We start from the raw sequence: 23,362 nt of genomic DNA, 5'->3' as shown, positions 1-23,362 counted from the left end.
TTGGCATCGACATTCGGCACACTGTTGAGTTCTCAAACATCGGACGCACACCCACCCACCACCCCGAAGAGCAGCAGCCAAGGAGGCAACCTTCACATCATAACCAGCCCAACCAGCAGACCACAACCAGCAAACCCGGCCCCGATCCGCCCGCCGCACCGGCTGACGTCTCCAACACTACCAGCACCCCGGCCTGCTCCGGACCCGCCCGGCGAGCCCGCGAGGGCCTGCCTGCGTGATCGTCGATCACAGGGGATGCGCTGTTCGCGCCGGCCGCCGAGCACCCTGGCGAGGTCCGCCCCGAGGTCTTTCCGGGGCTTCCTCCGCCGTGTCCTGGCGACAGGAAGAACGTTAACGCGGCGGCGCGGTGAGGGTCAAACCAGGTCCGGTTCGACGAGCCATCACGTTGTGCCGCAACGTCATCCGGCGAGGCTGGTGCCGTCGTGGGACCGCCCGGCCGTGCGCACCGGGGCGGCCCGGACCCGTTCGGCGAGCTGGGCGACGGCGCGTCGGGCCGCGGACCTGGGCGCGCCCTCCGCCAGCGTCCGCCCGACCAGGAGAGCGGCGTCGCACGCGGCGCCGTCCTCGGGGACGAGGACCGGGTCCTCGATCCCCGCGAAGCGCTGGAGGGCCGCCCTGACCTGACGCTCGGGAGCGCGACCCACCGCGGAGCTGCGGACGCGGTTGGCCACCGCGAGCGGCACCGCGTCCGGGGCGAGGGCCGGCAGGTCCTGCCAGCCGGTGACCATGCGCTGCAGACCCACGGGGTCGCCGGCCCCCACGACCACGACGACGTCCGCCGCCGCCAGCGCGGTGAGCGTGGCGGCGTTGCGGCGGAGCACCGGCACGTCGTACAGGCCCTCCTCGTCCTGCTCTGCGCACGAGGCGACGTCGACGACGATCCAGTCCACCGCGGCCCGGGCGACGTCCAGGACGCGGTGCAAGCCTGCCGGACGTACCTCGTGCCAGCGTCGCGGTGTCACGGCACCCGTGAGGATGCGCAGGCCGGGCTGCACCTGCGCGGCCGTCCGCTCGAGCGCCGGGACGTCCCAGCGCCCGTCCGTCGCGGCACGCACCGCCGCCAGGAGACTGGGAGCCTCGTCCAGCACACCGAGCACCAGGGCCACGGAGGCGCCGTAGGTGTCGGCGTCGACGAGCAGCACCCGCTCCCCTGCGTGGGCCAGCTCCGCGGCGACGTTGACCGCGATCGTGGTCCGGCCCGTCGAGCCGGCCGGTCCCCACACGGTGACGACGCGCCCGGAGGCGGGGTCACCCACCACCGGCGAGGGATCCGGGGGCGTCCCGTGGGTGTGCGTCACGGGGGTGTGCGCCACGGGTCTGGACAGGGCCGGACCGCCGAGCCGCGCCGAGCGCTCGGCGAGCACCGCCTCCACGACCAGCGAGGCCACGGTCGCCGGCTCCGTCGCGGCCGGGACGACCTGCGGGACGCCCAGCTGCCGGGTGCGGCGCTCGAGCGCCTCCTCGCCGTCCGGGACGAGCGCGACGACGACGAGGCCGTCCGCCGCGAGACGTGCCACGGCCTCGGCGTCGAGACCGGGCAGGTCGGCCCCGACGACGGCCGCCCTCCCCAGGCCGGCTCCGGCCGCGGCGAGCAGCTCGGCGACGTCGGCGCACCGGCGCGCCACGACGACGTCCCGCCGGCAGGCCTCCCACCCGGACACCAGGGCGGCCTCCCCGCCGCCGGGGACGGCGACGAGGACCGGGACGCTCACGCGCCCGCCCCCGTCCCGGGGACGGGGACCACGACGAGCTGCGTTCCCGACGCCAGCGACGTCAGCAGCCCGGGCAGGCGCCCGGCGGGGACGAGCACCTGCACGTCGGCGGAGCGGCGCGTGCCGAGACCCGCGCCCGCGCTGGACACGGCGGACACCTCCACACCGGCCAGGAGCTGCTCGGGTCCGGCCGGAGCGGTCCCCGGCAGGTCCGCCCGCCCCTCCACGACCGCGCCGGTCGTCCAGACGTCCACCTGACCGCCCACCGCGACACCGGCCGGCAGCGAGTCCAGGGGGAGGGACACCGGCCGCGCCGCCAGGTCCGCTGCACGGCCGACGGACGCCCGGGGGAGGAGCTCACCCGCGGCGACGGTGCGCAGGGCGACCCAGTCGGTCGCCGGAGCCGCCGAGGCGGGCAGGTAGGCACGCTGGACGTCCTCGCCCAGGCGGACCTCGGCGACCCGCAGGTTCCCGGCGCCGATGCTCTGCCCGGCCGCCACGGGTCCCACCACGGCCCAGACCGGCACCGTCCGGTCCGCGGTGGCCACCACGCGCGCGCCGAGCACGACGGAGCCGAGCACCAGGGACAGGCCGACGAGCAGACGCGGATCGCGCCAGGACGGCGCGCGCAGCCTCGTGGCTCGGGGTGGGGGAAGGGTCATGAGGGCCTCCGGTGGACGACGTCCCGGCACGTGCTGGCCCCCATGGTGGGTCGCGCAGCGCCGGCGCCCGGCCCGCCGTCCACAGGCGCGACCGTCCCGTCCGGCCGGTCCGCCGACCGTGGTTTCATGAGCGCTCGAACCGGCAGGCAGAGCCCGACGAGCGTGAGGAGGTGCGTCGATGCCCCGCTTCCTCCCCCTGGCCGACGTCGCCGAGATGCTGGCGATCTCCTCCGCCCAGGCCTACGCGCTGGTCCGCTCGGGTGAACTCCCGGCGATCAAGGTCGGTGGCCGCGGGCAGTGGCGCGTGGAGGAGAGCAAGCTCGAGGCGTACATCGCACGCATGTACGCCGAGACCGAGGCCATGACCACGGGTCAGACCTCGACGGCAGGCCTGCGCGCGGACTGAGCCGCACCGTGCTCACCCCCACCACTCGCCGCCGGCGTCGGACACCGCCACGAGGGCCCTCAGGGCGATCGTGGTGACGGGTCCCGCCCGCCCCGGCAGCTCGTCCCTGCCGTGCTGCACGACGTCCACGTGGTCGGCGCCGACCCGCTCGAGGGTGCCGTGCAGCGTGCCACCGGCACCGAGGGCGCCCTCGGGCAGCGTCGTGCGGACGCGGACCGGGTGACGGCCGACCGCGAGCGACCTCAGCACCGACGCGAGCCCCCGGCGCTCCTGCACCTGTGAGGGCGGTCCCGCCGCGTGCGAGGGCACCCCGCGTGCGGCCAGCACCGCGTCGAGGACCACGAGGACGCGGCCCGCCGCACCGCCTCCCGTCACCCCCGGCGCCACCGCCAGCAGCACCCACTGCGGGGCGCAGTCGAGCACCTCCCCCCGCACCGGCGGGCCCGCGCTCAGGTGCAGCTCGACCGGGCGCCCTCCCGCGGCCCGCAACCGGTCCACCAGTCGGACCCGGGCCCTCTCGGCGCGGAGCCGGTCCGCGACCTCCGCCTCGTGCTCCAGGCGCTCGTGCTCGGCCCACCGGCCGGCCACGTCGGCGAACAGCTCCTCCCAGCGCACGGTCCGAGGCTAGGGGCGGCGACGCCCTCGCGGCGTGCGCACCCGAGGCGCTCCCCCACCGCGGCGCTCCCCCACCGCGGCGCTCCCACATTCGCCTGCGGTGAGCCCTCCTGTCGTGACACAGCGTCGGAACGGACAGCCGATCGGGCGGAGCTGGCCGCCGAAGCTGTCCCTCGCGGTGAGCCGTCCGGTACGAAAGTGCATCAAACGACACCAAACGGCATCACCTGCCGCCTGGTGACACCTCTTGTACCCGACTGGGAGTTCCCGTGGCCGACGCCGCCCACCGCCTCGCAGGACTGGCGACCGCTGCCGTCCTCACCGCGGCGCCCCTCGGCGCAGCCGCCGGCGTGGCGCTCGCGGGGGCACCCGCCCTGCGAGCCACGGCGGCCGGCGCCGCCCCCCTGGAGGACCTGGTCACCGCCGGCAGCGCCACCGCCTGCGTGGTCGTCCTCGGCTGGCTCGCACTCGTCGTCGCGATCAGCGCCACCGCCACCCTCACCCGCGGGCGGCGTGCCACCCGGTGGGAGCGCACGCTCTCCCCCGCGCTGGTGCGCCGCCTCGTGGCGGCCACCGTGGGCCTCACGCTCGGCGCCGGCGCGGCTGCGGCCAACGCCGCACCCGCCGAGCCGGGATGGGCCGCCGTCGCCTTCCTCCCCGCCGAGCGGGCCGCTGCACCCCTCCCCGCCGAGCGGGCCGCTGCACCCCTCCCCGCCGAGCGGGCCGTGCCGGCGGAGACGCGCGAGCGGGCACCGGGGCCGCGCGCCCGGACCGCGCCGCGTCCCAGGGCTGCGTCCGCCGCCGTGCCCGCGCCTGCGTCCACCGCCGTGCCCGCGGCCGTCCCACCCGGGTGGTCGGGCGTGAGCACCGAGACGGCCGGCGGCACGGGCGGCACGGTGGTCGTCCTGCGCGGCGACAGCCTCTGGTCGCTGGTCACCGCACACCTGACCGCCTCCGGGGACGCACACCCCGCCGAGCGCACCGTCGCCGCGGAGGTGCAGCGCTGGTGGGCCGCCAACCGGGCCGTCATCGGCGCCGACCCCGACGTCCTCCTGCCGGGACAGGTCCTCCGGGTCCCCGCCCGGTACTGAGCCACCGCGACCGCCCGGCACCCCCCGCACGAGAAACCGCTGCACGAGAAACCGCTGCACGAGAAACCGCTGCACGAGAAACCGCTGCACGAACCACCCCGGCACGACCCACTGCGAGGAGGCAACCGTGACCATCTCCGCCGACCGCCACGAGAGCACCGACCACGACGACGCCGAGCACTCCGGCTCGAGGCTTCGCCGGCTGCCCATGCCCGTGTGCGAACCGCCGTTCGCCGGCGAGCCCGGCGCCGTGACCTCCACCGCGCCGCACGTCGGCCCCGGTCAGGGCGTCCTCGCCCTCAACCTGAAGAACCCCCGCCGCACGGGCCTCGACGAGTCCTTCGCCGCGCCGCGGCCCACCACGAGCAGCGACCTCCCCGAGGCGCAGCAGTGGGGCCGGCGCTACGTGCAGGTGCTGCTGGAGGTCCTCGACGGGAAGCGCCCCACCACGCAGCTGCTGCGGTGGAGCTCCACCGAGGTCTACTCCACCCTGCAGAAGCGCGCCGCCCTCAGCGCACGGGTGCGCCGCCCGGGGGGCCCCCGGCGCCTGCCGGCCGTGCTGTCCGTGCGCACCTGCGTGCCGCGGGACGGGGTCGTGGAGACCTCCGCCGTCGTCGTCGACTCCGGCAGGGTCCGCGCCATCGCCCTGCGCATGGAGGGCTGGGACGGCCGCTGGCGCGTCACCGCCCTCGAGACGGCCTGAGGGGCCCCCGCCGCGACGGCGGGAGCCCCTCGGGCCGGGACCTCGGGAGGGGACCCGGCGAACGGGACCCCCGGGGCGACGGGCCGCGGCTCAGTCGCCCTGGCGCTGCCGCGCCCGGCGCTGCGCCCGGTTGCCGACCTCGGCGTCGGTGCTGCTCGCGTCGCCGGAGTGCACCTCCACGTCGCCCTCGGCGGTGGGGGCGATGTACTGCAGCGGAACCCTCTTCGGCTCCAGGCCCGTGCGGACCTCGGGCGCCTCGCCGACACCGGGCTGCGCCTGGACCTCCAGGTTGAACAGGAACCCGACCGATTCCTCCTTGATGGCCTCGGTCATCGCCTGGAAGAGGGTGTAGCCCTCCCGCTGGTACTCCACGAGCGGGTCGCGCTGCGCCATCGCGCGCAGGCCGATCCCCTCCTGGAGGTAGTCCATCTCGTAGAGGTGCTCGCGCCACTTGCGGTCCAGCACGGAGAGGATCACGCGGCGCTCCAGCTCGCGCACGACCTCCGCGCCGAGCGACGCCTCGCGCTCGTCGTAGCAGTGCTGGGCGTCCGAGCGCAGCTCCTCGGTGAGCGTCTCGGTGCTGAGGTTGCCGCGGCCGCCGACGGCCTCGACGACCTCCTCGATCGAGATGGACACCGGGTACAGGGCCCGCAGCGCCGTCCACAGCTTCTCGAGGTCCCAGTCCTCGGCGAAACCGGTCGCCGTCGCCTCGTGCACGTAGCCGGTCACCACGTCGTCGATGAAGTGGCGCACCTGCTCGTGCAGGTCCGCCCCCTCCAGGACGCGGCGGCGCTCGGCGTAGATGACCTCGCGCTGGCGGTTGAGGACGTCGTCGTACTTCAGGACGTTCTTGCGGATCTCGAAGTTGCGGCCCTCGACCTGCGACTGGGCGCTCTGGATGGCGCGGGTCACCATCTTCGACTCGATCGGCACGTCGTCCGGGATGCCGGCGCGGGTCAGGAACGCCTCCACGAGCCCGGCGTTGAACAGCCGCATCAGGTCGTCGGTCAGGGAGAGGTAGAAGCGGGACTCCCCCGGGTCGCCCTGCCGGCCGGAGCGGCCGCGCAGCTGGTTGTCGATCCGGCGCGACTCGTGCCGCTCGGTGCCGAGCACGTACAGGCCGCCGAGGTCCCTGACCTCGTCGTGCGCGGCCTTCACGGACCCCTTGGCCTGCTCCAGGGCCTCCGGCCAGGCCGCCTCGTACTCCTCCGGCGTCTCCTCCGGGTCGAGGCCGCGCTCCTTGAGCGCGGCGACGGCCATGAACTCGGCGTTGCCGCCGAGCATGATGTCCGTGCCGCGCCCGGCCATGTTCGTCGCGACGGTGACCGCGCCCCTGCGGCCGGCCTGCGCGACGATCCCCGCCTCCTTCTCGTGCTGCTTGGCGTTGAGCACCTCGTGCCGCACACCGCGCTCCGTGAGCAGGGCGGAGAGGTGCTCGCTCTTCTCCACGCTCGTGGTGCCGACGAGGACGGGCTGGCCGCTGGCGTGCTTCTCGGCGATGTCCTCGACGACCGCGTCGAACTTCGCGTCCTCCGTCTTGTAGACGAGGTCCGGCTGGTCCTTGCGGACCATCGGCCGGTTCGTGGGGATGGGGACCACACCGAGCTTGTAGATCTGGTGGAACTCCGCGGCCTCCGTCATGGCCGTACCGGTCATCCCGGAGAGCTTGTCGTACATGCGGAAGAAGTTCTGCAGCGTGATCGTCGCCAGCGTCTGGTTCTCGTTCTGGATGGGCACGCCCTCCTTGGCCTCGATGGCCTGGTGCATGCCCTCGTTGTAGCGGCGGCCCGCGAGGATGCGGCCGGTGTGCTCGTCCACGATCATGACCTCGCCGTTCATGACGACGTAGTCCTTGTCGCGCTTGAACAGCTCCTTGGCCTTCACGGCGTTGTTGAGGAACCCGATGAGCGGGGTGTTCACGCTCTCGTAGAGGTTCTCGATGCCGAGCAGGTCCTCGACCCGCTCGATGCCCGCCTCCAGGATGCCGATGGTGCGCTTCTTCTCGTCGACCTCGTAGTCCCGGTCGCGCTTCAGCTGGCGCACGATCTTGGAGAACTCGCCGTACCACTTCGTGGCCTGGTCCGACGGGCCCGAGATGATGAGCGGGGTGCGCGCCTCGTCGATGAGGATGGAGTCGACCTCGTCGACGATCGCGAAGTTGTGCCCGCGCTGCACCAGCTCCGCCGAGGACCACGCCATGTTGTCGCGCAGGTAGTCGAAGCCGAACTCGTTGTTGGTGCCGTAGGTGATGTCCGCGGCGTACTGCTGGCGGCGCTCCTCCGGCCGCATCCGGGACAGGATGCAGCCGCTGGTCAGGCCGAGGAAGCGGTAGACGCGGCCCATGAGGTCGCTCTGGTACTCGGCGAGGTAGTCGTTCACCGTGATGACGTGCACGCCCTTGCCGGTGAGGGCGTTGAGGTACGCCGGCGCCGTCGCCACGAGCGTCTTGCCCTCACCGGTGCGCATCTCGGCGATGTTGCCGTCGTGCAGGGCCGCGCCACCCATGAGCTGCACGTCGAAGTGCCGGTGGCCCAGGGTGCGCCGCCCGGCCTCGCGCACCGCGGCGAACGCCTCCGGCAGCAGGGAGTCCAGGCTCGCCCCGTCCGCCAGCCGCGCCTTGAAGCGGTCGGTCTCCTCCCGCAGCTCGGCGTCGCTCATCGCGACGAAGTCGTCCTCGAGCGTGTTCACCTGGTCCGCGATGCGGTGCAGACGCTTGAGGACCCGGCCTTCGCCGGCACGGAGGACCTTCTCCAGGAGTGCAGCCACGCACCCACTCTAACGACGGGGAGCCCCGTGCCGGGCGCCGCGGGTGCGGCCCGGCACGGCTGCCTGCTCACGGCAGCGCCGCGACCTCCGCCGCCAGCGCCGGCGCGAGGTCCCCGGCCGCCTCCACGGACGTCGAGGCCAGGCCCAGCCAGGCGGCGAGCTGCGCCAGCTCCGCGGCCAGCTCCGCGGCCGTGCCCGGCGGCGCGCAGGCCTCCGCCCACGCCGCCCGCACCCGCAGCACCCCGCGCCCGCCCGCGGCGGCCCGGTCCGCCTTGAGGTCGACCCGCGCCACGAGCCGCTCGCCCAGCAGGAACGGCAGCACGTAGTACCCGTGGACCCGCGCGGCGGCCGGGGTGTAGACCTCCAGCCGGAAGCGGAAGCCCCACAGCTGCTCGGTGCGCTCCCGGTGCCAGACGAGGGAGTCGAACGGGGACAGCAGCGCCCGGGCCCGCACCCGCGGCAGCACCGCGCCGGAGGACAGGTACGCCGGCCGCGCCCACCCCTGCACCTGCACCGGCTCCAGCCGCCCCGCCTCCACCAGCTCCGCGACCGCCTGGCGCGACTGCTGCGGGCGCAGGCGGAAGTAGTCCCGCAGGGTGGGCTCCGTGGCCACCCCCGTCGCCGAGGCGGACAGCGCCACGAGCTCGCGCACCGCCTCCTGCGGGGAGGGGTCCGGCGCCGCCAGGACGTGCGCGGGCAGCACCCGGGCGGGCAGGTCGTAGCGGCGCTCGAACTGCGCGGTGCGCCCGGCCGAGGTCAGCGCCCCCGCCCAGAACAGGTGCTCGCACGCCCGCTTCACCTGCGACCAGTTCCAGCCCCAGTGCTCCCGCTCCACCGGCGCCGCCGCGGACGCCAGCAGCGCCTCCAGCTCCCGCGCGGTGCTCGCACCCCGGCCGGTGACGGCGGCCAGCACGTCGTCCAGCAGCTGCGGCGACTCCCGCGCGACGCTGCGCATGCTCCCCCAGGCGTCCTGCGCGGCCCGCTCCATGCGCCAGCGCAGCAGGCGGTGCGTCGCGGGCGCCACCAGGGACGCCTCGTGCGCCCAGTACTCCACGAACCGGTGCGGGCGCGCGCCGCACGCGCGGTCCAGCAGGTCGCGGTCGTAGGGGCCCAGCCGGCTGAAGAAGGGCAGGTAGTGGCTGCGGGAGACGACGTTGACGGAGTCGATCTGCACGACGCCGACCCGCTCGACGACACGCTGCAGGTGCGCGGTGCCGGGGCGGTCCGGTCGGCGGCGGGAGAAGCCCTGTGCGGCCAGCGCGGCCCGGCGGGCCTGCGCGAGCGACAGCCACCGGGTCAGCTGAGCTCCACGATCTTCTCCCGCACCGCGTACACCACGGCCTCCATGCGCGAGTGCAGCTGCAGCTTCTCGAGGATGTTGCGGACGTGGTTCTTCACCGTGTTCTCGCTGATGACCAGCTCCGAGGCGATCTCCCGGTTCGCCAGGCCGCGCGAGAGCAGGCGCAGGACCTCCAGCTCCCGGGGGGTCAGGCGGGGCGAGCGCACGCCCAGCTCCCGCTCCTCGTCGCGGCGGCGCATCGCGGCGAACTCCCCCAGCAGCAGCCCCGCCATCGCCGGGCTGATGAGGGACTGCCCGCCCACGACGGCGCGGATGCCGTCCGCGACCTCCTCGGCGGGGACGTCCTTGAGCAGGTAGCCGCTCGCACCGGCGCGCACGGCGTCGAAGAGGTCATCCTCCTCGTCCGAGCTGGTCAGCATGATGATCTTCGTGGAGGGGGCGCTGGCCTTGACCAGGGCGCACGCCTCGATCCCGGAGGTGCGCGGCATCCGCACGTCCATGAGCACGACGTCCGGGAGCAGTTCCTCCACCCGCTGGACGGCCTCGGCGCCGTCGGCCGCCTCGCCGACGATCTGGATGTCCTCCTCCGTGGAGAGCACCATCTCCAGCCCCCGCCGGTGCAGAGCGTGGTCGTCGGCGACCAGCACGCGGATCGGCTGCACGTGCACCCCCTTCGGTGACATCCCTCGGTCGGACCGGCCGATCATGGCACGCGGCGGAGCGGTCCGCCCGGGGACCGGCCACCGCGGCGGACGGTCCCCGGGCGCCGGCTCAGCTGGTCAGCGCCTCCACCGCGTGCGGCGCGGCCGCGCCGTCGACCCCGCCGCCGTCGAGGACCCCGGCCGCGGCCGGCGCGTCCGCCAGGTCCAGCGCGATGACGCCGTAGGTCCAGCCCTTGCGGCGGTACACCACGCTCGGGCGGGAGGTGGCGGAATCCATGAACAGGAAGAAGTCGTGCCCCACGAGCTCCATCTCGTACAGCGCCTGGTCCAGCGTCATGGCGTGGGCGAGGTGCACCTTCTCGCGGATCACCACCGGGCTCTCGTCAGCGGTGTCCTCCCCCGCGCCGGCGGCACCGGGCGCGTCGTCCAGGTCGCTCGCGCCGGCCGCCGCGAGGCGCTCCGCCACCGCCAGCGCCTCGTCCGACAGCCCCGACGTCGCCTCGCGCACCGACTTCGGCGCGTGCCGGCCGTGGTGCACCTTCTTGCGGTCGCTCACGCGGCGCAGCCGCTCCATGAGCTTGCCGATCGCCAGGTCGAGGGCACCGTACGGGTCGTCGGCGCACGCCTCGGCGCGGATCACGGGCCCTCTGTCGCGGACGGTGATCTCCACCCGCTCGCAACTGCTGGCCTGCCGCTTGTTCGGCTCGTGGGAGACCTCGACGTCGACGCGCTGCGCGCGCGGAGCGAGGTGGGTGACCTTCTCGAGCTTCTCCACCACGTGCCGGCGGAACCTCTCCGGGACGTCGATGCGGCGACCGGTGACCACAACTTCCACGGGAACCTCCTGTTCGAGCGCTCGCGGCCGCCGCGGAACTGCTACGGCCGCAGGGACGTCACGTCGTGCTCGGCATCACCTCCCCGGACGGGCGCCGGCCAGCGCGGCGCGGGAGGGACAGCAGGGGCCTGCCATGCACCGACGCTAGACCACCGTGCGACCACGCGACCACCCCAGGACGAATCCCTGCTGAACTCGCGACCAGCGCGCCCCAGCCGCACCGGCCTCACCTCGGGACACACGTGAGCGCCACCACGGCGCGCACGTCCGCGCCCGCCGCGCGCAGGGCCCGCACCGCCTCCCGGGCCGTGGCGCCCGTGGTGACCACGTCGTCCAGCACGGCGCACGGGCCGTCCGGGGGCGGGCCCGCCCAGCGCAGCGCCCCCGCCACGTTCACCTGCCGCGCCGCCCGGTCCAGCGCCGCCTGGTCCACCACCCTGCGCCGCAGCCGCAGGCCGCGCACCACGCGCACCCGCCCGCCCTCGGCCCGCGCCAGCGCCGCCGCCCGCGCCGCGAGGTCCGCGACGAGGTCGCCGCCCCGGCGCCGCCGGCTCGCCCAGCGGGAGGGCACGGGGACGAGCACCAGCGGGTCCGCCCGCGCGCAGAGGTCGTGCACCCGCCCGACGGCACCCGCCAGCAGCTCCGCCGCCACCGGCCGCAGCTCCGCGCGCCCGCCCTCCTTCACCGCCAGGAGCAGCGCCCTGGCCGCCCCGGCGTGCACCGCGGCGGCCAGCACCGGCACGCCCGCCCCCGCCCCGCCCCCGGTGAGCACCTGCTCCGGCGCCTCCGCGAGCGCAGCGCGGCACCCGGGGCACCAGGGCACGCCCGCCCGCCCGCAGCCGGCGCAGGCCGCCGCCCACACCAGGTCCGCCGCCCCGCCCAGCGCCCCGCCCAGCCGTCCCCCCAGCCGTCCACCCCTGCCCGCCCGCACCCCCCGAGCCTGGCGGGTGCGCGCTCCCGCGGCGGCCCGCCCGCCCCCGGCGGGGGGACGGCACCCGGTGTACCCGGGCTGTGGACGCGCCGGTGCGGCTCAGCCCGGGTACACCGGGTGCCTGCCCGCCGCCGTCGGCACCGGCGCCCAGTCCGCCCCGCTGCGCACCAGCAGCCGGCCGTCCCCCGTGCCCACCACCACCCCGCGCTCGGCCTCCCCGGCCGCCACCGACTCCGCCCCCGGCGCCGGGGGCAGCACCTGCACCGGGCCACCGGCCTGCGCCACCACCGGACGGGGCGCCTCCTCACCCGGGCGCTGCACGAGCAGCACGCTGTGGTCCGCGCCCAGCCAGGAGACGTCCAGCACCGCCACCGCGCCCGGCGCCAGCACCGGACCAGCGCCCGTCAGGCCCACCGGCCGCCCCGTGGGGTCCCGCTGCACCCCGTGCACCGCCACCACCGGCGCCCCGTCCGGCCCGGTCCTGACCACCAGCGCGCGGGTGCCGTCCCGGGAGACCCGCAACCGGCTCAGCCCCGTCAGCGGCTCCCCCGCCGGGCCCTGCACCGGCACCGCGCCCGCGTCCGGCGCGGCGGACGGCACGGCCAGCAGCTCCTGCCCACGCGCCGTCCACACCCAGCCGAACCGGTCCACGCTCGGCGGCAGCATCGGCTCCGCCGCCGCCAGGGCCTGCACCGGAGGGCTGCCCGGCCGCTGGAGCAGCAACCGGCGCCCGTCCACGCCCAGCATCGCGAACGGGCCCCCCACCGGGCTGACCGCCGGGTGGGTGCCCGCCCCGGCCGCCGCCCAGCCGGACTGCTCGCTCACCACCGTCGTCAGCTCCGCGCCGTCCCAGCGGGCCAGCCCCGCCTCCGTCAGCACGAGCAGCCGCGGGTCGTCGGGCGGGCGCACCGTCGGCACGTCCGGCCCCGACGGCGCGCTCAGCGCCACCCCGCCCGCCGTCACCCGCACGCTCAGCACCCCCGGCACCCGCAGCAGGCTCGCCCGCAGCTGCGACAGCAGCAGCCGGCGCTCCTGCGGGGTGGTGTCCACCACCTCCTCCGTCAGCTCCACCGACGCCACCCCGTCGGCCACCGGCACCGACCCCAGCCGCAGGCGCGTGCGGGCCGGCGCGCCGCTCACCACGGCGGGGGCCAGCCACGGCGAGGGCCCACGCAGCAGCTCCCGCACGATCTTCGTCGCCGTCGTGGAGCCGTACGCGAACCAGCGCACCTCCGGCACCAGCTGGCTCCCGTCCGGCGTCGCGAAGGCCAGCGGGAACGCGCGGAAGGTCCGCGAGGCGTCCGAGGCGCTGACCACCACCCCGTCCGGCAGCTCGTCGATGCGCCAGCGGCCCCGCTCCGCGCGCAGCAGCAGCCGCTGGCCCAGGCGCACCCCCGGCGCCTGCTCCGCGCGGCGGCCCTGCGCGTCGATCCGCGCCAGCACCGGCCCCTCGAGCAGCACCTGCACCGTCGCCGCGGCCGACGGCGGCGGCCCGCCGTCCGACGGCTGCCCCGCACCGGCACGGCCCAGGTCCGTGACCGTCGGGGTGCGCACGCAGATCGTCGTCGCGGCGTCCGGCCGCCACCGCAGCGCGGCCCGCTCCGTCAGGAAGCTGCGCGCCACCGCGTGGTCGTCCTGCACCGAGCCGGCCGCCCGCAGGAACCCGCGGACCACCTCCAGCGGCGTCGCCTCCGGCAGCGGGCCCTCCGGAACCACCTGCAGCAGGCCGAAGCCGGGGTCGTCGGCCAGGCGCGGCCCGCTGAGCACCGGCCCGGAGTCCGGCAGCCGCCCGCACCCCGCCGCGCCCGCCAGCAGCACCACCAGCGCCGCCGCGACCACCGGCCGCCTCACGTGCCGTCCTCCCCCGCGCCCGCCGGCCCGCGCGCCGCGCCCGGCAGGGCCGCCACCGCGGGGCGCCGCTCCGCCGGCACCACGGGCAGCGGCGAGGCCACCACCGGTTCCCCCGCGCGCCGCGGCAGGGTCAGCACGAAGTGGCAGCCCGCGCCCGGCTCACCCCACACCTGCAGCCAGCCGCTGTGCAGCCGGGTGTCCTCCGCGGAGATCGCCAGGCCCAGCCCGCTGCCCCCGGAGGTCCGCGCCCGCGCCGGGTCGGCCCGCCAGAACCGGTCGAACACCCGCGCCAGGTGCGCCGGTTCCAGCCCGACGCCGTGGTCCCGCACCCCCACTGCCACGCTCGAGGCGTCGCACACCACGGTGATCTCGATGGGCCGGCCCGCACCGTGCTCGACCGCGTTGCCGACCAGGTTGCGCAGCACCCGCTCGATGCGCCGGGCGTCCACCTCCGCGGTGCACGGGGCCGAGGGCCACGCCACCCGCAGCTCGCTGCCGCGGCTCTCCGCCAGCGGACCGGCGAAACCGATCGCCCGCGCCACCACCGAGCGCACGTCGACCGGCTCGGCCTCCAGGGCCGCCGCACCGGCGTCGAAGCGGCTGATCTCCAGCAGGTCCGCCAGGAGGGACTCGAAGCGGTCCAGCTGGGTCTGCAGCAGCTCCGCGGAGCGGGCCACGGCGGGCTCGAAGGCCCCCCGCGCGTCGTGGATGACCTCCCCGGCCATGCGGATCGTGGTCAGCGGCGTGCGCAGCTCGTGGCTGACGTCGGAGACGAAGCGCCGCTGCAGCCGGGAGAGCTCCTCCAGGCGCTCGATGTGCTGCTGCATGCCCGCCGCCATCTCGTTGAAGGCGCGCCCCAGCCGGGCCAGCTCGTCGGTGCCCTGCACCGTCATCCGCTCGTCCAGGCGCCCGGAGGTCAGCCGCTCCGCCGTGGCCGCGGCCTGCCGCACCGGCTCCAGCACGACCCGGGCCACCCCCCAGGCCACCGCGGCGATCAGCACGACCAGGGCGATGCCGCCGCCGAGGAACGTCGTCTGCACCAGGTCCAGCGTCTGCTGCTCCGCGGCGAGGGAGTACACGAGGTACAGCTCGTACGTGCCCGCCTGCGGCACGCTCACCGTGGATCCCACGACGACCGCCGGGGCCCCGCTGCCGGCGTCGAGGCGCACCACCTGCAGGTGCTGCTGCTGCTGGGCGCCGGTGACGGCCCGGCGCAGCTCCGCCGGCACGTCGGCGGCCGACAGCCCGGCCGAGACCAGGTCGCGGACCACGTTCGCGCCGTCCCCCGGCTGCGGGCCCGGCGCGCGCAGCAGCAGGACCCTGCGCACCCGTTCCGGGCCGGCCCCCTCCAGCCGCGCCACCACGTCGTTGACCATCTGCTCGACGTGGGCGGTCCGCTCCTCCTCCGGCACGTCGTCGGCGTCGTAGGACTCGAAGCTCGCCTGGGCCTCCGCCGCGCCCCGCGCGGCGTCCGCCTGCGCCGCGCGCTGCCGCTCGGCGAGCAGGCCGTCGCCGATGCCGTCGAGGAGGAAGGAGCCGACCCCGCCGATGACGGCGAGGCACGCGGCGGTGGTCAGCAGCACCACCCGCAGCTGCAGCGACGAGCGCCACCCGTCCACGAGGGCGCGCACCGCGGCCGCCACGGCGCGCGCGGGCCGCGCCCCGTGCCGCCACGTCCCGGCGGGCGTCCACCTCATCCGCGCCGTGCGCCCGCTCCCGAGGTGCCCGGGTGCGCCCGACCGCTCACAGCGGCCCCGCCCGGTAGCCCACGCCGCGGACGGTCACCACGATCTCGGGGTGCTCGGGGTCCTTCTCGATCTTCGAGCGCAGGCGCTGCACGTGGACGTTGACGAGGCGGGTGTCGGCGGCGTGCCGGTACCCCCAGACCTGCTCCAGGAGCAGCTCGCGGGTGAACGCCTGCCACGGGCGGCGCGCCAGCGTCACCAGCAGCTCGAACTCCAGCGGGGTCAGCGGCAGCGTCTGCCCGTCGCGCTTGACGGTGTGCCCCGCCACGTCGACGGTCAGGTCCCCGATGCGCAGCGTCTCCGGCGGGTGCTCCCCCGAGCCGCGCAGCCGCGCCCGCACCCGGGCCACCAGCTCCTTGGGCTTGAACGGCTTCACGACGTAGTCGTCCGCGCCGGCCTCCAGGCCCAGGACCACGTCGACGGTGTCGCTCTTGGCCGTGAGCATGACGATGGGCACGCCCGACTCCGCGCGGATCTGCCGGCAGACCTCCATGCCGTCGCGGCCCGGGAGCATCAGGTCCAGCAGGACGAGGTCCGGCCGGGTGCGGCGGAACGTCTCCAGCGCGCTGTCGCCGTCCGCGCAGAAGCGCGTCTCCAGGCCTTCGCCCTGGAGCACGATGCCCAGCATCTCGGCCAGCGCGGTGTCGTCGTCCACCACGAGCACGCGTCCCCTCATGGGGCCATGATGCAGCCCGCCGCCCGGGCGGACCCCGTGTTCGCCGCACCTGCGCGTGGCGGGACGCCCACACGTCCGCCACCCGGCGCCCCGGCGCGCTCTGGCACGATGACGGCAGGCGCGACACGGCGAGGGATCGGGGGACCCATGAGCGAGGGGACGGGCGGGCAGCACGGGGCGCACGACGCCTCCTGGCAGGCGCCGCAGGCCGGTGACCAGCCGCCGCGCCCGTGGGAGGCCGCCCCCGGGGCCGCCGGTGCGCCCCCCGCGTACGGCGCCACCCCCCCGCCCCGCGGCGGGCCGGGCGCCGCGCCCGCCTGGGGCCCGGCGGCACCGCGCCCCGGCATCGTGCCGCTGCGCCCGCTGGGCCTGGGCGAGATCTACGACGGCGCCTTCCGCGCGTTCCGGCAGAACCCGCGCGTCATGGTCGGCCTGTCGACGATCGTCGTGGCGGCCACCACGCTGCTGACGCTCTTCCCCTCGGCGCTGCTGGCCGGTGACATCGCGGCGCTCGGGGCCGCGGCGGAGACCTCCCAGGAGGTTCCGCTGGAGCAGCTGTCCTCCACCCTCACCCGCGGGGTGCCGGGCTTCCTGGTGACCGTGGCCCTGCAGTCGATCGCCGTCACCGTCCTCAACGGGCTGCTGATCGTGGCCGTCAGCCGCGCCGTGCTCGCCGAGCGGGTGGGCCTGGGACAGCTGTGGAGCACGGCCCGCAGGCGCGTGCCCGCCCTCCTGGTGCTGGCCCTGCTGCTGGCCCTGTACCCGCTGGTGCTGCTGGCCCTCGCGATCGGCCCGGGCATCGCCCTGCTGGCGTCGGAGAACGTCGCCGCGGGCGTCGCGGTCCTCCTGCTGAGCAGCCTCGCGGCCCTGGTGGTGGGCGTCTGGCTGTACGTGCGGTGGTCGCTGGCCGCCCCCGTGCTGCTGCTGGAGGGCGCCGGGGTGCTCACGGCGCTGCGCCGCTCCGCCGAGCTGGTCCGGGGCAGCTTCTGGCGGGTCCTGGGCATCGTGCTGCTCACCCTGGTGATCGTGATGGCGGTCGTCACGGCCCTGTCGGTGCCCTTCTCGCTGCTCTCCGGCCTCATCGGCACGGTGGTCCTCGTCTCCGGCGACCCGGTGCCCTCCCTCGGGGTGCTCCTGCTGCAGCAGGCCGTCGCCGGCCTCGGGACGATCGCGACCGGCGCCGTGGCGTACCCGTTCAGCGCGTCCGTGACCGCCCTGCTCTACATCGACCTGCGGATGCGCCGCGAAGGGCTCGACGTGGAGCTGCACCGGGCGGCGGCCGGGCGGCCCGGCCCGGCCCGGTGGTGAGGTCCGCGGCGCCCGGCGTGCCCGCCGCCGCGCCCCTGGAACCCTCCCGGGACGAGGCGCGCGCCCTGGCGGCGCGGGAGCTGTCGGGGCGGGAGTACCAGGAGCAGGACAACTGGGTCCTGGCGCTGTGGGAGGCCGTCCAGGACTGGCTGGAGGGCATCACGGTCCCGGGCCTGGGCACGAGCTGGTCCGGCCCGGTCCTCATCGCCCTGGTGCTGCTGGTCCTCACGGCGGTCGTGCTGCTGGTGGCGGGACCGCTGCACCGCACCGCCACCAGGCAGGAGGAGCTCGCCGTCTTCACGGACGGGGTGCTCACCGCCGAGGAGCACCGGCGGCGCGCGGAGGAGCACGCCGCGGCCGGCCGGTTCGGGCCCGCCAGCACCGAGCGCTTCCGGGCCCTGGTGCGCTCCGCCGAGGAGCGGGCCCTGCTGGCCCGCCGCCCGGGCCGCACCGCGGCCGAGGCCGGCTGGGAGATCTCGACGTGGTTCCCGGCGGCCGCGGACCGGCTGCGCGCGGCGGCGCGGACGTTCGACGACGTGCGCTACGGCGGGCGGCCGGCGGACGCGGGGACGTACACGGCCGTGGCGGCGCTGGAGGACGAGGTGCGCACCGGGCGGCCCGGGGCGCCCGCGGCCGGCGGGGACGGCGCCGGGGCCGGCACCCCGGCCGGCACGGGGGCACGGTGAGCGCCGGCCCCGGCGAGGGTGTCGAGGTCCCCGGCAGCGGTGGCGAGGCTCCCGGCGCGGAGCGGGCTCCCCTGCCCCCCGGGCGGTGGGAGCGCCTGCGCTGGCCGCTGGTCGTCCTGACGCTGCTGGTGGCGGCGGTGGCGCTGCTCGTGGCCACCGACGACGACACCAACCGCCTGTCGCTGCACCCCGCCTCCGTGGCACCGGACGGCGCCCGCGCCGTGGCCCGCCTCCTGGAGGACGGCGGGGTCGAGGTGCGCCCCTCCGGGCGGCTGGAACGCGTGGCGGAGCTGACCCGCGGTGCGGGCGGGCGGGCCACCGTGCTGGTCAGGAGGGCGGAGGAGCTGTCACCGCAGGCCGTGGAGCGCCTGGCCGGCCTGGACGCCGACGTCGTGCTCCTCGCCCCCGAGGGCCCGGTCGTGGCCGAGCTCCTGCCCGGTCTGCGCGACGCCGGGACGGCCCCGCGCAGCACCACCGCGCCCGGCTGCACCGCGCCCGCCCCCACCGCCGCCGGCCGCGCCGGGGCGGGTGGGCGGCTGTACGCGCCCGCCGGTGGGGAGGGCGGCGCGGACGGCGGCGCGCGGCCGGTGGCCGACGTCGGGGACCCGCTGCTGTGCTACCCGGCCGGGCAGGGGTGGTCGTACGCGCAGGCGCGCACCCCGGCCGGGCGCACCGTCACGGCGCTCGGGCAGAGCGCCGTGCTGACCAACGAGGCGCTCGACGAGCAGGGCAACGCCGCCCTGGCGCTGCGCGTCCTGGGCGGGCAGCCGACGCTGTTCTGGTACGAGCCCGGACCCGTGGACACCGCCGAGCAGGAGGGTCCCTCCCTCGGGCAGCTCCTCCCGCGCTGGCTCGCCCCGGCGCTGGCCGTGCTGGCCGCAGCGGGTGTCCTGCTCCTCCTGGCGCACGGGCGGCGCCTGGGCCGGCTGGTGCCCGAGCCCCTGCCCGTGGTGGTGCGCTCGGCGGAGACCGTGGAGGGGCGCGGGCGGCTCTACGCGCGCGCGGACGCGCTGGAGCGCGCCGCCGCGGCCCTGCGGGCGGGCACCCTGCGCCGCTGCTGCCAGCGCCTGCGGCTCGGTCGCGGCACGTCCGTCGGCGCCGGGGAGGTCGCCGAGGCCGTCGCGGCGGCCACGGGACGGCCCGCGGCCGGCGTGCACGCCCTGCTGCAGGGGCCCCCGCCCGCCGACGAGGACGCCCTGGTCCGCCTCGCTGCGGAGCTGGAGCTGCTCGAGCGGCACCTCGCCGCGCCCGCCCCCCCGCCGCGCCGCCCCGGCGCGGCCCCCGGCGTCGGGGCGCACCCGGCCCGGGACCCCGCCGAGGACCCCACCGAGGAACCCGCCCACGACCCCGCCGCCGCGCACCCCGCAGCGGCGCCCGCCCACCCCCGGAAGGCACCCCGACCGTGAGCGAAGCCGTTCCCCGCAGCACCCCCGGCGTCCCCCAGGCGGCCGTGGACGCCGCCCTGGCGGACCCCGCCCGGGTCTCCGCCGCCCGCGAGGCCCTCGGCGCCGTCCGGCAGGAGGTGTCCAAGGCCGTCGTCGGCCAGGACGCCGCGATCACCGGGCTCGTCATCGCGCTGCTGTGCCGGGGCCACGTGCTCCTGGAGGGGGTGCCCGGGGTCGCCAAGACCCTGCTGGTGCGTTCCCTGTGCACCGCGCTGCAGCTGGACACCAAGCGCGTGCAGTTCACCCCGGACCTGATGCCCGGCGACGTCACCGGCTCCCTCGTGTACGACGCGAACACCGCGCGCTTCAGCTTCCGCGAGGGCCCGGTGTTCACGAACATCCTGCTCGCCGACGAGATCAACCGGACACCGCCGAAGACGCAGGCCTCGCTCCTGGAGGCGATGGAGGAGCGGCAGGTCAGCGTGGACGGCCTGCCGCGGATGCTGCCGCAGCCGTTCGTGGTGGCCGCCACGCAGAACCCGGTGGAGTACGAGGGCACGTACCCGCTGCCCGAGGCCCAACTGGACCGGTTCCTGCTCAAGCTGACGCTGCCGCTGCCGCCGCGCGAGGACGAGGTGGAGGTGCTGGCCCGGCACGCCGCGGGCTTCGACCCCCGTGACCTGGCCGCGGCGGGGCTGCGGGCGGTGGCCGGGCCGGAGGAGCTCGCCGCGGGCAGCGCCGCCGTGCGCCGGGTGCAGGTCTCGCGGGACGTGCTGGGCTACGTGGTGGACGTGTGCCGCGCGACCCGCGCCTCCCCGTCGCTGGCGCTGGGGGTGTCCCCGCGCGGGGCGACGGCGCTGCTGTCCACGGCGCGGGCGTGGGCGTGGCTGTCGGGCCGCGACTACGTCTCCCCCGACGACGTGAAGGCGCTGGCCCGCCCCACGCTGCGCCACCGGGTGCAGCTGCGCCCGGAGGCGGAGCTGGACGGCGTGGACGTCGACGCGGTGCTGGACGGCGTGCTCGGCGCCGTGCCGGTGCCCCGGTGACCCGCCCCGCGGGCCGCGGCCCGGACCGCAGCGGGGGGCGCTGAGCCGTGGCCGTGCTGCCCCGGGCGGCCGCGGTCGCGCTGCTCGGCGTCGTCGTGGTGGTCCTCGTGCCGGGCTGGCCCGCCGTCGTGGCGTGGCTGGCCGTGCTCGCGCTCCTGCTCGGTGCGGACCTGCTGCTGGCGGCCTCCCCGCGCGCGGTGGCGGTGGAGCGGGAGCTGCCCTCCTCGGTGCGCCTGGGCGAGACGTGCTGGAGCGTGCTGACCGTCACGAACACGGGGACGCGCCGGGCCAGGGGCGTGCTGCGCGACGCCTGGCAGCCCTCCGCCGGGCCCCGCGGCGAGCGGCACCGGGTGGACCTGCCCCCGGGCGAGCGCCGCCGGACCGTCACCGGGCTGCGGCCGGTGCGGCGCGGGGAGCGCTCGGCGGACCGGGTGACCGTGCGGCTGTCGGGTCCGCTGGGCCTGGCGGCGCGGCAGGCGTCCCTGCCGGTGCCCGGCTGCCTGCGGGTGCTGCCGCCGTTCAGCTCGCGGCGGCACCTGCCCTCCCGGCTGGCGCGGCTGCGGGAGCTGGACGGGCGCACGGCGGTGATGCACCGCGGCCAGGGCACCGAGTTCGACGCGCTGCGCGACTACGTCGACGGCGACGACGTGCGCTCGATCGACTGGCGGGCCACCGCGCGGCGCCAGACGGTCGTGGTGCGCACCTGGCGCCCGGAGCGCGACCGGCGCGTCCTCATCGTCGTGGACGCCTCCCGCACGGCGGCCGCGCGCATCGGCGGCCCCGACGCGGGGGCGCCGGGCGGCGCGGAGGTCGGCGAGGTGCGCCTGGACGCGGCCATCGACGCCTCGCTGCTGCTGGGCGCGCTGGCGGCCCGCGCCGGGGACCGGGTGGACCTGCTCGCCCACGGCCGGGCCGTGCGGGTGCGGGTGCGCGGCGCCTCCCGCACGCGGCTGCTGACGGCGCTGGTGGACGCGCTGGCGCCGCTGGAGCCGGAGCTGGTGGAGACCGACTGGGACGCGGTGGTCTCGGAGGTGCTGGCCACGGCGCGGCAGCGGTGCCTGGTGGTGCTGCTGACGGCGCTGGACTCCGCGGCGCTGGAGGTGGGGCTGCTGCCGGTGCTGGGCCAGCTGACGGCGCGGCACACGGTCGTGCTGGCGTCGGTGGACGACCCGGCGCTGCGCCGCCTGGCCGCGCAGCGCTCCGACGGGGAGGCGGTGTACACGGCGGCCGCCGCGGAGGCCACGGCGGCGGAGCGGGCGGGGACCGCGGAGCTGCTGGGCCGTCTCGGCGTGGAGGTGGTGCACGCCCCGCCGCACGACCTCGCCCCGGCGCTGGCGGACCGCTACCTGGACCTCAAGGCCGCCGGCCGGCTCTGAGCCCAGCCGGCTGGGAGAGGCCACCCACCGGCGGGGACCGGCCGCGGGTCCCTACCGCGCGGGGCGCCGCACCGCCATGCTCGGCGGGTGGATGCCGAGCAGCGCGCCTTCGTCGACACCTTCCGCACCTTCCTGCAGGAGGTGGTGAACGCCGCCCGCCCCGACCCGGCCGGCGAGCCCGGCGCGCTGGCCCGCGCCGTCGCCGACCACCTCGGGCAGGACCCGCTGGAGCTGCCCGTGCTGCGCGAGGCCGTGGCGCCCTACCGGTTCGTGGACGTCGACATCGCCCTGGACGCCGTGACGCCCGGGCAGCGGGTCGTGGGCGTCGCCGGGGCCGAGCACCGCTTCCACGTCCCCTTCGCCGACCTGCTGCGCGAGGGGCGCGACCTCACCGTCACCGCCGCCCCGGACACCGTGAACGTCGCCGCCGGCCCGGACACCGACCGCCGCGTGGTGGCCCTCGGCGTGCGGCTGCTGCACACGGAGGGCCGCCCGGTCGCGGTGCTGCAGCGCGGGCCGGTGCAGGGGCAGGAACCGGCGCTGGAGGTGCTGGCCGCGGACCAGGACCTCGCCGGGCGCCTGCTCGCGCGGGTGCGGGAGCTGTCGGTGGAGCTCAGCGTGCTGCGGGGGCAGGTGCTGTCGTTCTCCGGCTCCCCGTTCGAGCCGTCCAGCGGCGGGTTCACCTTCCTGCGCAGGCCGCAGGTGGCGGCGGAGGACGTCGTGCTGCCGCCGGGGGTGCTGGAGCGCATCGCGCGGCACGTGGTGGGGGTGGGCGAGCAGCGGGCGCGGCTGCTCGCGGCGGGGCAGCACCTGAAGCGGGGCGTGCTGCTGTACGGCCCGCCGGGCACGGGCAAGACGCACACGGTGCGGCACCTGCTCTCCCGCACGGAGGGCACGACGGTGGTGCTGCTGAGCGGGCAGGCGCTGGCGCACGTCACGACGGCGGCCCACCTGGCCCGTGCGCTGCAGCCCACGCTCATCGTGCTGGAGGACTGCGACCTGGTGGCGGAGGACCGCGGTCTGCACCCGGGCGGGCAGCCGCTGCTGTTCGAGCTGCTGGAGGCGCTGGACGGCCTGGGCGGGGACGCGGACGTGGCGTTCCTGATGACGACGAACCGGGCGGAGCGGCTGGAGCGGGCCCTGGCGCAGCGCCCGGGCCGGGTGGACCTGGCGGTGGAGGTGCCGCTGCCGGACGAGGCGGCGCGGCGGGCGCTGCTGCGGCTGTACGCCCGGGACCTGCCGCTGTCGCCGGCGGCCCTGGAGGAGGCGGCGGCCCGCGCGGAGGGTGTGACGGCCTCGTTCACGAAGGAGCTGCTGCGCCGGGCGGTGCTGGTGGGCGCCGTGGCGGGGCGGGAGGTGGGCGACGGGGACCTGCTGACGGCGCTGGAGGAGCTGCTGTCGGACGGCGAGGCCCTGACGCGCAGCCTGCTCGGCAGCGGCGCGCCGGTGGAGGAGGCCCCCGACGGCGGGGGCGGCGGGGAGGGGCGCGCGGTGGGCTGGGCCGGGCCCGCCCCGCACCCCGGCGTGCACCAGCGGATGCCGCGGCGCTACCCGGGCTGACGCGCCGGTGCGCGCTCCCCGGCCC

Annotated in this window: 20 protein-coding genes; 9 read left to right on the top strand and 11 right to left on the bottom strand. The window is 76.9% G+C overall.

The window, feature by feature from the left end; all coding sequences use genetic code 11:
- Positions 1-419: 419 nt before the first annotated feature.
- Both ACYQBY_RS22065 and ACYQBY_RS22060 read right to left on the bottom strand, forming a co-directional pair.
- On the bottom strand, positions 420-1,733 hold the full coding sequence (locus ACYQBY_RS22065) for an AAA family ATPase (RefSeq protein WP_459646050.1): 1,314 nt from the start codon (positions 1,731-1,733) through the stop codon (positions 420-422).
- Positions 1,730-2,395, bottom strand: coding sequence for a hypothetical protein (locus ACYQBY_RS22060; protein ID WP_459646049.1), 666 nt, complete (start codon positions 2,393-2,395; stop codon positions 1,730-1,732). Before ACYQBY_RS22060 ends, ACYQBY_RS22065 begins: the two co-directional genes overlap by 4 nt.
- A gap of 178 nt (positions 2,396-2,573) precedes the next feature.
- On the opposite strand from ACYQBY_RS22060, the gene ACYQBY_RS22055 reads away from it, so the two are divergent.
- Positions 2,574-2,801, top strand: a complete 228-nt coding sequence (locus tag ACYQBY_RS22055; RefSeq protein WP_459646048.1) for a helix-turn-helix domain-containing protein — start codon at positions 2,574-2,576, stop codon at positions 2,799-2,801.
- 12 nt (positions 2,802-2,813) lie between these two features.
- Here ACYQBY_RS22055 and ACYQBY_RS22050 read toward each other — a convergent pair whose 3' ends face one another.
- On the bottom strand, positions 2,814-3,416 hold the full coding sequence (locus ACYQBY_RS22050; RefSeq protein ID WP_459646047.1) for a hypothetical protein: 603 nt from the start codon (positions 3,414-3,416) through the stop codon (positions 2,814-2,816).
- Between the two features lie 269 nt (positions 3,417-3,685).
- Here ACYQBY_RS22050 and ACYQBY_RS22045 point away from each other — a divergent pair, with 269 nt between their 5' ends.
- Positions 3,686-4,507, top strand: coding sequence for a hypothetical protein (locus ACYQBY_RS22045; protein ID WP_459646046.1), 822 nt, complete (start codon positions 3,686-3,688; stop codon positions 4,505-4,507).
- A 127-nt stretch (positions 4,508-4,634) separates the two neighbouring features.
- Positions 4,635-5,210, top strand: coding sequence for an Rv3235 family protein (locus tag ACYQBY_RS22040; protein ID WP_459646045.1), 576 nt, complete (start codon positions 4,635-4,637; stop codon positions 5,208-5,210).
- Positions 5,211-5,300: 90 nt separating this feature from the next.
- On the opposite strand, the gene secA is transcribed toward ACYQBY_RS22040, so the two are convergent.
- The 8 genes from secA to mtrA form a co-directional block, all read right to left on the bottom strand.
- Positions 5,301-7,976 carry a preprotein translocase subunit SecA gene (secA, locus tag ACYQBY_RS22035; protein ID WP_459646044.1) on the bottom strand — a complete coding sequence of 892 codons (2,676 nt, stop codon included), beginning with the start codon at positions 7,974-7,976 and terminating at the stop codon, positions 5,301-5,303.
- A gap of 67 nt (positions 7,977-8,043) precedes the next feature.
- Positions 8,044-9,276, bottom strand: a complete 1,233-nt coding sequence (locus ACYQBY_RS22030; RefSeq protein WP_459646055.1) for a winged helix-turn-helix domain-containing protein — start codon at positions 9,274-9,276, stop codon at positions 8,044-8,046.
- The gene (locus ACYQBY_RS22025) at positions 9,273-9,983 is read right to left on the bottom strand and encodes a response regulator (RefSeq protein ID WP_459646043.1); all 711 of its coding nucleotides are present in this window, start codon (positions 9,981-9,983) and stop codon (positions 9,273-9,275) included. The genes ACYQBY_RS22030 and ACYQBY_RS22025 overlap by 4 nt, the downstream gene beginning before the upstream one ends.
- 64 nt (positions 9,984-10,047) lie before the next feature.
- Positions 10,048-10,773 (bottom strand): ribosome hibernation-promoting factor, HPF/YfiA family, encoded by a 726-nt coding sequence (hpf, locus tag ACYQBY_RS22020; protein WP_459646042.1) that lies wholly within the window; start codon positions 10,771-10,773, stop codon positions 10,048-10,050.
- Positions 10,774-10,999: 226 nt separating this feature from the next.
- Positions 11,000-11,704, bottom strand: a complete 705-nt coding sequence (locus tag ACYQBY_RS22015; protein ID WP_459646041.1) for a ComF family protein — start codon at positions 11,702-11,704, stop codon at positions 11,000-11,002.
- 99 nt (positions 11,705-11,803) lie between these two features.
- Positions 11,804-13,555: an LpqB family beta-propeller domain-containing protein gene (locus ACYQBY_RS22010; protein WP_459646040.1), complete on the bottom strand. Its 1,752-nt coding sequence runs from the start codon at positions 13,553-13,555 to the stop codon at positions 11,804-11,806.
- Entirely contained in the window at positions 13,552-15,252 is a 1,701-nt protein-coding gene (gene mtrB, locus ACYQBY_RS22005) for an MtrAB system histidine kinase MtrB (protein ID WP_459646039.1), read from the bottom strand. Before mtrB ends, ACYQBY_RS22010 begins: the two co-directional genes overlap by 4 nt.
- A gap of 46 nt (positions 15,253-15,298) precedes the next feature.
- Positions 15,299-15,976: an MtrAB system response regulator MtrA gene (mtrA, locus tag ACYQBY_RS22000; protein ID WP_459646038.1), complete on the bottom strand. Its 678-nt coding sequence runs from the start codon at positions 15,974-15,976 to the stop codon at positions 15,299-15,301.
- Between the two features lie 147 nt (positions 15,977-16,123).
- Between mtrA and ACYQBY_RS21995 the strand changes: the two genes are divergently transcribed.
- The 6 genes from ACYQBY_RS21995 to ACYQBY_RS21970 all read left to right on the top strand — a co-directional run bounded on the left by ACYQBY_RS21995 (position 16,124) and on the right by ACYQBY_RS21970 (position 23,337).
- Complete coding sequence (locus ACYQBY_RS21995) at positions 16,124-17,284, top strand: glycerophosphoryl diester phosphodiesterase membrane domain-containing protein (protein WP_459646037.1); 1,161 nt, start codon at positions 16,124-16,126, stop codon at positions 17,282-17,284.
- A gap of 17 nt (positions 17,285-17,301) precedes the next feature.
- Positions 17,302-17,970 carry a DUF4129 domain-containing protein gene (locus ACYQBY_RS21990; RefSeq protein WP_459646036.1) on the top strand — a complete coding sequence of 223 codons (669 nt, stop codon included), beginning with the start codon at positions 17,302-17,304 and terminating at the stop codon, positions 17,968-17,970.
- On the top strand, positions 17,967-19,376 hold the full coding sequence (locus tag ACYQBY_RS21985) for a DUF4350 domain-containing protein (RefSeq protein WP_459646035.1): 1,410 nt from the start codon (positions 17,967-17,969) through the stop codon (positions 19,374-19,376). The genes ACYQBY_RS21990 and ACYQBY_RS21985 overlap by 4 nt, the downstream gene beginning before the upstream one ends.
- A gap of 44 nt (positions 19,377-19,420) precedes the next feature.
- A complete protein-coding gene (locus ACYQBY_RS21980) occupies positions 19,421-20,401 on the top strand; it encodes an AAA family ATPase (protein ID WP_459646054.1) in 981 nt (326 codons plus the stop codon).
- A 47-nt stretch (positions 20,402-20,448) separates the two neighbouring features.
- Positions 20,449-21,777, top strand: a complete 1,329-nt coding sequence (locus tag ACYQBY_RS21975; RefSeq protein WP_459646034.1) for a DUF58 domain-containing protein — start codon at positions 20,449-20,451, stop codon at positions 21,775-21,777.
- A gap of 87 nt (positions 21,778-21,864) precedes the next feature.
- On the top strand, positions 21,865-23,337 hold the full coding sequence (locus ACYQBY_RS21970; RefSeq protein WP_459646033.1) for an AAA family ATPase: 1,473 nt from the start codon (positions 21,865-21,867) through the stop codon (positions 23,335-23,337).
- Positions 23,338-23,362: the final 25 nt, after the last annotated feature.

The sequence above is a fragment of the Kineococcus anabasis genome (assembly GCF_054590795.1).
This window is presented reverse-complemented; position numbering and strand designations above follow the sequence as displayed.

Excerpts from the sequence above, each read along its gene's own strand:
- ACYQBY_RS22060 (WP_459646049.1), bottom strand. The coding sequence starts at position 2,395 with ATGACCCTTCCCCCACCCCGAGCCACGAGGCTGCGCGCGCCGTCCTGG.
- ACYQBY_RS22055 (WP_459646048.1), top strand. The coding sequence starts at position 2,574 with ATGCCCCGCTTCCTCCCCCTGGCCGACGTCGCCGAGATGCTGGCGATC.
- ACYQBY_RS22025 (WP_459646043.1), bottom strand. The coding sequence starts at position 9,983 with ATGATCGGCCGGTCCGACCGAGGGATGTCACCGAAGGGGGTGCACGTG.
- mtrB (WP_459646039.1), bottom strand. The coding sequence starts at position 15,252 with ATGAGGTGGACGCCCGCCGGGACGTGGCGGCACGGGGCGCGGCCCGCG.
- mtrA (WP_459646038.1), bottom strand. The coding sequence starts at position 15,976 with ATGAGGGGACGCGTGCTCGTGGTGGACGACGACACCGCGCTGGCCGAG.
- ACYQBY_RS21995 (WP_459646037.1), top strand. The coding sequence starts at position 16,124 with ATGAGCGAGGGGACGGGCGGGCAGCACGGGGCGCACGACGCCTCCTGG.